The sequence below is a fragment of the Candidatus Omnitrophota bacterium genome (assembly GCA_028693815.1).
In the GTDB taxonomy this organism is placed as follows: Bacteria; Omnitrophota; Gorgyraeia; order Zapsychrales; family Aceulaceae; genus Aceula.
This window is the reverse complement of the sequence record JAQUUP010000043.1, coordinates 1-6,053: the sequence shown is the minus strand read 5'-3', so window position 1 is coordinate 6,053 and position 6,053 is coordinate 1. Positions and strand designations below refer to the sequence as shown.

Genomic DNA, 6,053 nt, shown 5'->3' with positions numbered 1-6,053 from the left:
TTATACGGGTACCCGCAGGAACACCCTCATACTTAAAAGGAACTTTGCGATCGACACGAATATCTTCAAAAATAGCTGATTTTATTTCTAAGACTGAAGAAGAAAGGGCTTTTTTACTTTTTGGCAAAATAACAAAGTCAGACAGACTATTCCTTGTCTCAAAAAAACCAACTGGCATAAAAACCAATACCTGCTCAAATCCTAAATCCTTTAGAAATACCCTTATTTTTTTATCATCAACTTTTTCCACTCCACAGTTCATATAATCAAAAGTAAGCGCTCCTTGAAATTCTGGATCGATCAACACATCAATCAAGCTCTGTTCCGCAATTTCAGAAATTACAAAATCAAACAATCCTTGCGAATCATCACAAGAATCAACAACTTGGCTAAGAGCGATATGAAAAATATCTTTCTTTAACGCTGCCTGAGATTCAACATAAAACCGTCCATCTAAAAAAGAATATGTTTTTTTATAATAATACAATAAAAATAAAAAATGATTGTTCTCATCCTTTACTCCAATGATGAACCCAGGAATCTTCTTTTCTATATTATTCCAAATTACATGTTTCCATTTCTCCGAAGGAAAAGATGAAAATAAATCAAAACTTGATTGAAAAGGATAAAAGAAACGCTTAAAAGAAGATGGAGTCATCTCTATCATAACGGGATAAACTTCTGAAGTTTTATGATAAGATCTTAACGAACTCAATTTTATTAACTTATCATCAATTTTTTTCTTCAAAGAGTCAACAGCTCCCGCGTCAACACCCAATAACTCTATTAAATTTTTAGCCTTATAATAAAATAATTTTGCTCGCATATCTTGGCCATTTCTTTCAAGAGCTTGAGCGTATTCCATAAAGTTTCTAATTTTCCCAAGGAGAACATTGCGTGTCTCAAATGAAGGATATTTTTTTTTATTTAATAATTCATTTTGAACTAACGGATGTAAAAGAACCTGCTTAACGCTAATGGTTAAATCTTCTGTCTCAAAATCCTTCTTTGGTTTAACCGTTTGATCTGAACATAACGTGCCTTGAGCCTGATACTCTAAAGCCGCTAATCGTTGCTCTGCTTTCTTTTCAAAAAGACTTCTACTTCTAGATAATTTTTGCATGGGAGGAAGACATAAGAAATCCTTTTTGATACGGTTCCATTTGTCCGGTTGCAAAGAATAAAAATCCTTTAAAATGCCTCTTACTTTAGACATGGTAAGCTTTGCGCTTTCCCTCATCATCTGCGAAACTTTTCCAGACCTCTCCTGATAATCAATCACCTGTCGTGCAACATAAGGGATCTCACAAAAATATCTGAGATATGAAGCAACCTGAAGATTATGACTTCGCGTAGATAATCCCTTCTGGGTTTTCTGTCTTTCATCAACAACATCTGCTAAGGACATCCCACGAGAAAATTTCTTAATAATAACGCCTATTTCTGAAATAATTCTTGCTTCGTGATTATGTCGACTATGATCTATCGCAATGGTGAAAAGAAGAATCAAACGATCAAGCGTCCTTTCTTCTTCAGCTCCCATCTGATATAAAACCCAAATAATATTAAAAATATCAACCTTGTTAATCTGATCAGCATATTGATACGAACCCTCAAAAAGCGCACTAGCGTCTTGATATAATTTTTTTATCTGAAGATTTTCTTCTAAGATCCTTACAATCATCTTGTCAAAGATCTGATTAAACTGCTTGGTAGACCCTATTTCCTTTATTCGCATATAAAGCCTAGTAATGCCAATATCGTGATGGTCATTAATAGCGTCGAAAACCCTGCACTGCAAGAATTGATCATTAAACAAATTCTTCACCTCTGTAAAAAGACCCTTGTCCTGATCAGCGATCATCCGAATAAGCCACATCATGCGCTGGCGCTTAACCGCCTGGACTGCGGATGAAGAAACGGCTAGCAACGAAGAAGAAAGGCCTTCCTCTAATTTCGCCGGCGAGGAAAGAGTCGCCTGGGCGCTATCCGTCCCAGGAAATAGCTTCTGCCAACCGGCGGCAACACCTCGCCTTTTCACGATTTCTGGAATTTTCATACCTTCATGAGAATAACAAACAAGGTCACGCGCTAAAGTAGGAAAAATTGAGGAGCTAATGCCTTTTTCAATACCCTCTTTTAAGATTGCTTTTAAATTTCCATTTTTGATAAATTCTAAATCAAAACCAAAAAAATCTGTATTTAAAATAATATCTGGATTATAAAATTTAAAATCAAGAATTTCGACAGATGTTCTTAACTGGGCATATTCATAGCTTTTGGTCGCATGCTCAATTCTTTTTTGCCTCACATGTAAATCAGCTTCAAGTAAAATAAAAAGATGAACCAAGTCTTGTCGATATGGGACACTTGTAACACATTCTGCGATAACTACCTGCTCTTCAAAACGGTTATTAAAATATTCAAATGAATTGCTGAATTTCAAATCTTCTACTTGTTCGCTTAACAACCTCGCTTCATCAACAACCCGCACGTTTAGGCCATGATCTGATTCTACAATTTCTTTGATAGCCCCTATAAATGTTGATTTCAAAGAAGCGGGCGCTCCTGAAAAAATGAAAAAACATTTCTTTGACTCTTTTTGACAAAAGTTAATTTTTGCACCAACAAGATAAGCCAAATCAAGAATTTTATTCTTATCTTGCTCTAAAATTGAACTCGCGTATACGCCAAAACCCTCAATTGCCTTTTCTTTTCCTGTATAAAAAGAAACGATATCTGAAGATGCCTTTGCTTTTTCTATCGCCTTATCAAAACAATCTTTTGAAAAATGATCTCGACTCGTAAACATCTTGGCCACAGCCAAAAAGTATTTATATTCATCATCAGAAAAAGTTTTAGGTTTTCTTTTTGAAGGAAAGATATCGTCAAGCTTAATCCAAACAATATTGTCTTCTCCCTGATAAACTCTTTTTGTAAAATATGGGAACGTCACGCGAAAATTGTTTGTCTGAGCTAAAAAATTATAAAAATATTCAGTAAAATCTTCAATATCCTTAACACAACTTTTGAAGAAATCAAAATAAGGAATAGGAGAAGTATTTTCACGCTCAGGAATCTTTAAAACAATATTCTGTCCTATTTCCACAAGTCGTAACAACGATTTGGCAATCACAACAACAATGATTGCTCCAGGATGATTTTGTTTTTTACCGTTTTTAAGTCTTAACGTCAGAACAATCTGATGCGACTTTTCTCTCCAAGAAACTTCAATAACACAATCTTTTATGTTCGGGAAATACATATTTGGCCTGAATTCTGAATCAAAAAAAGATGGCGACGAAGACACGGCTAATCCGCAAGCCTGCATAACAGCACCGACCTTATCAAGAATCAGAGCAGCTTCCGCCAGAGTCTCGTCATCCTTATTTTTTGTGATATATTGATTCAAAACTTGATAGAAAGAATTAGCCACTTTTTGATAACCTAGGCCTAAAAGAACCTGTCCTAGGTATCCTTGTTCATCTGTAAGATCCTCTTCTCCGGCATATTCATATTCTCTATAAATATCTCGAGCATACTCCGCTAAACCTAACTGATGAATCGCATCGATCAAGGCCCAAAAAATAACCGGCTTCTCCATAAAATAAGAATTCCCCCACATCCACTTGATATTTTCAACAATGGCGTTTTCTTCCCTAAGGCCCAAACTAAAAGAAACCTTGGCAACAATTTCATCAAGCCCTTGGTTTGGCTGAGAAAATCGGAGATTGTGGACAGAAACAAAAACCTTTTTCCATGCGAGAAGTTGATCGCGAACAAACACCCTATCCCCTAAGAATCCGATGGCCTCTAAAAGAAAAAGGTTTGTCTGGAAATTAACAATAGTGTCTAAAGTCCATTGATGAATATCTGCGCCAATGGGTAGCATTCCTTCCCCCTCAATGATCTTAATAAACAATGGATCATTGAAATGAATAACCAGTTCCGCCGCCTGCAATCGATCCTCAGGAATTTCTGAACGAATTTTTTTCATTATTTCTGGAACAACGCGTGGATCCTTCAATCTGGCAAGAGCTAAAAGAAGTTTTCTCTGTCGTTCTTCATTCACGTGAATCTGCTCTGGCAATCGTTCTTGGTCTGGAGTTAGAAAAAACGATTTATTCTTCTGTGAACCAAAACCTTGATTAGGAAGATCCATCACAGCATCAAATTTCTTTGTAAGCTTTTCCCTCTGATCTTGAGCCTTTAAATGTAATCGATAAAATTCCTTACGTGCCTTCTCCTTGTCGATGTTCATAAGAGCGTTAAGAGCGATCAAATGCGCCTGCAGATAAAAATTGCCGACATAGGTTATCAATCCTCGCACTATCTCTTTTTTTGATTCAAAAAAGCTTAAATAATATGCCACGCGCGCATTCAAAACATAAAGAGCTTCTAGATCCTCGAAGTTCGGGAATCGCCTCTTTTCTTCATTCATGATACTCTTATTAACTCCTATCAATATTTTCTCTAAGACGCTACGCACAAGCGGCTCAAAACGCTCACGATGACCCGTGCAAATAAGCTCTCGTTCATCGGTTAGTCTTAATAGGTTGCTAGAAGATACGGATCGCACATCACCAAAGCCTAAAGCGCTCGAGGATGTTTGGTAAATCAAAATAGCGTCTGTGAGAATTTCATCGCGGTTCTCAAAAACATGATTAACCTTATCAACAAGCGTCTTATAAACATCGTTGCGCCCATCATTATGAAAAATAAGCCACGTTTGCACCCCAGGCTCAATATCCATAAAAACAGTATACGCAAAACGCTTCTTACCAGTACGAAACCGGTTCACAGAATATTGCCCAGTGACATGCCTAACAGCAACGTGATGATCACCGATCTGGATTTTACTAACTAAAATCTGAACATCTCCAGTAAAGCGCTTAAATAACTTTTCATTACGAAAAATGTCAGCATGCAAAGACTTGATAAGATAAACTTTAATATTTTTTGTTTCAACAACGGGCTTGGAAGGAGGAAGGTCTTTTGTAGCAGAAACAGGTTCTGATTCTGGAATCGGCGGCGCCTGGCTCTTTTTATTTGTCTTTCCCGTTGTTGCCCCGGCTTGATCAGTCTCAATAACATCTTTTTTCGCCAAAAATTTTTTAATATCATCAATACGCTGTAAATACGATCTTGCCTCTTGCTCTGTAAGCTTCTTTAAACATTCTAGAGCCTGGGCAAAAACCTCTGGCGCTTTAGCTCTTTTTTGTGGATCAGTCTTGGTCGCTAAATTATACGCACGAGACAAAAGCTTTTTAAACTCATCCACTATCTCTTTACGCGCTGCGACTGCCTTTATCTTTTCCTTAAGCTCCAACCATTTTGCTCGCGCGCGCTTATCCTCAGGATTCTGCTTAATAATTCTTTCTAAAGACTTTATTGCATCCTCGAGTTTGCCCGCCGCTTCGAGCTTTAGAGCCTCATTCCAAAAGCGTAATAAATTCTTAGCTCTCGCAAATAACGATTCTTTATCTTTGCGAAGCATTCCCAGCGAAGAAAGAATAGCAACCTGATCGATGGCTTCTTGATATTGACCATTTCCAATAAACACATCAAAAACATTCTGTGCGAATTCGCGTAAAGCTACCAAAGTTTCGTCATCAGCGATTTGACCAAAGAATTGGGCAGCCTTGGCATACTCCTCCGAAAAACAATCCTGGAGCTTAAAATTATCAGCGAAGAATAATACCATTTCCCGTCGTAGATCCTCCTCTTGCGTAGGCAGAGGAAACATGCTATTAAACAAAATCACCAAATCTTCATTACGAAACACCGGTAAAACCTCTTGCCAAAAAGTCTCTGCTGCCTGATCCCTTGCGCCGTCAGGATTAAGAACGTCTAAGATCATTGAATAAAAATTGATCAACGGCATTTGGCTTTGACCTTCGTTCTTGACAACAAAACCGTCCAGACGAACAGCTTCGCTACAATGGGCATACGCTGCTGTGAAATCCGCAGCATGCCCAAGAAATCCTGCCTGGCGAAGATGAATGTCGATCAAATGGGTCAAATAAGACGAATGATCTGGCATGAGCCAAAGA

Annotated in this window: 1 protein-coding gene; it reads right to left on the bottom strand. The window is 37.6% G+C overall.

Going from position 1 to position 6,053, the window contains the following annotated elements:
• The coding region (locus tag PHY73_08665; GenBank protein ID MDD3375773.1) for a hypothetical protein at positions 1-6,053 on the bottom strand (6,053 nt) is incomplete at both ends.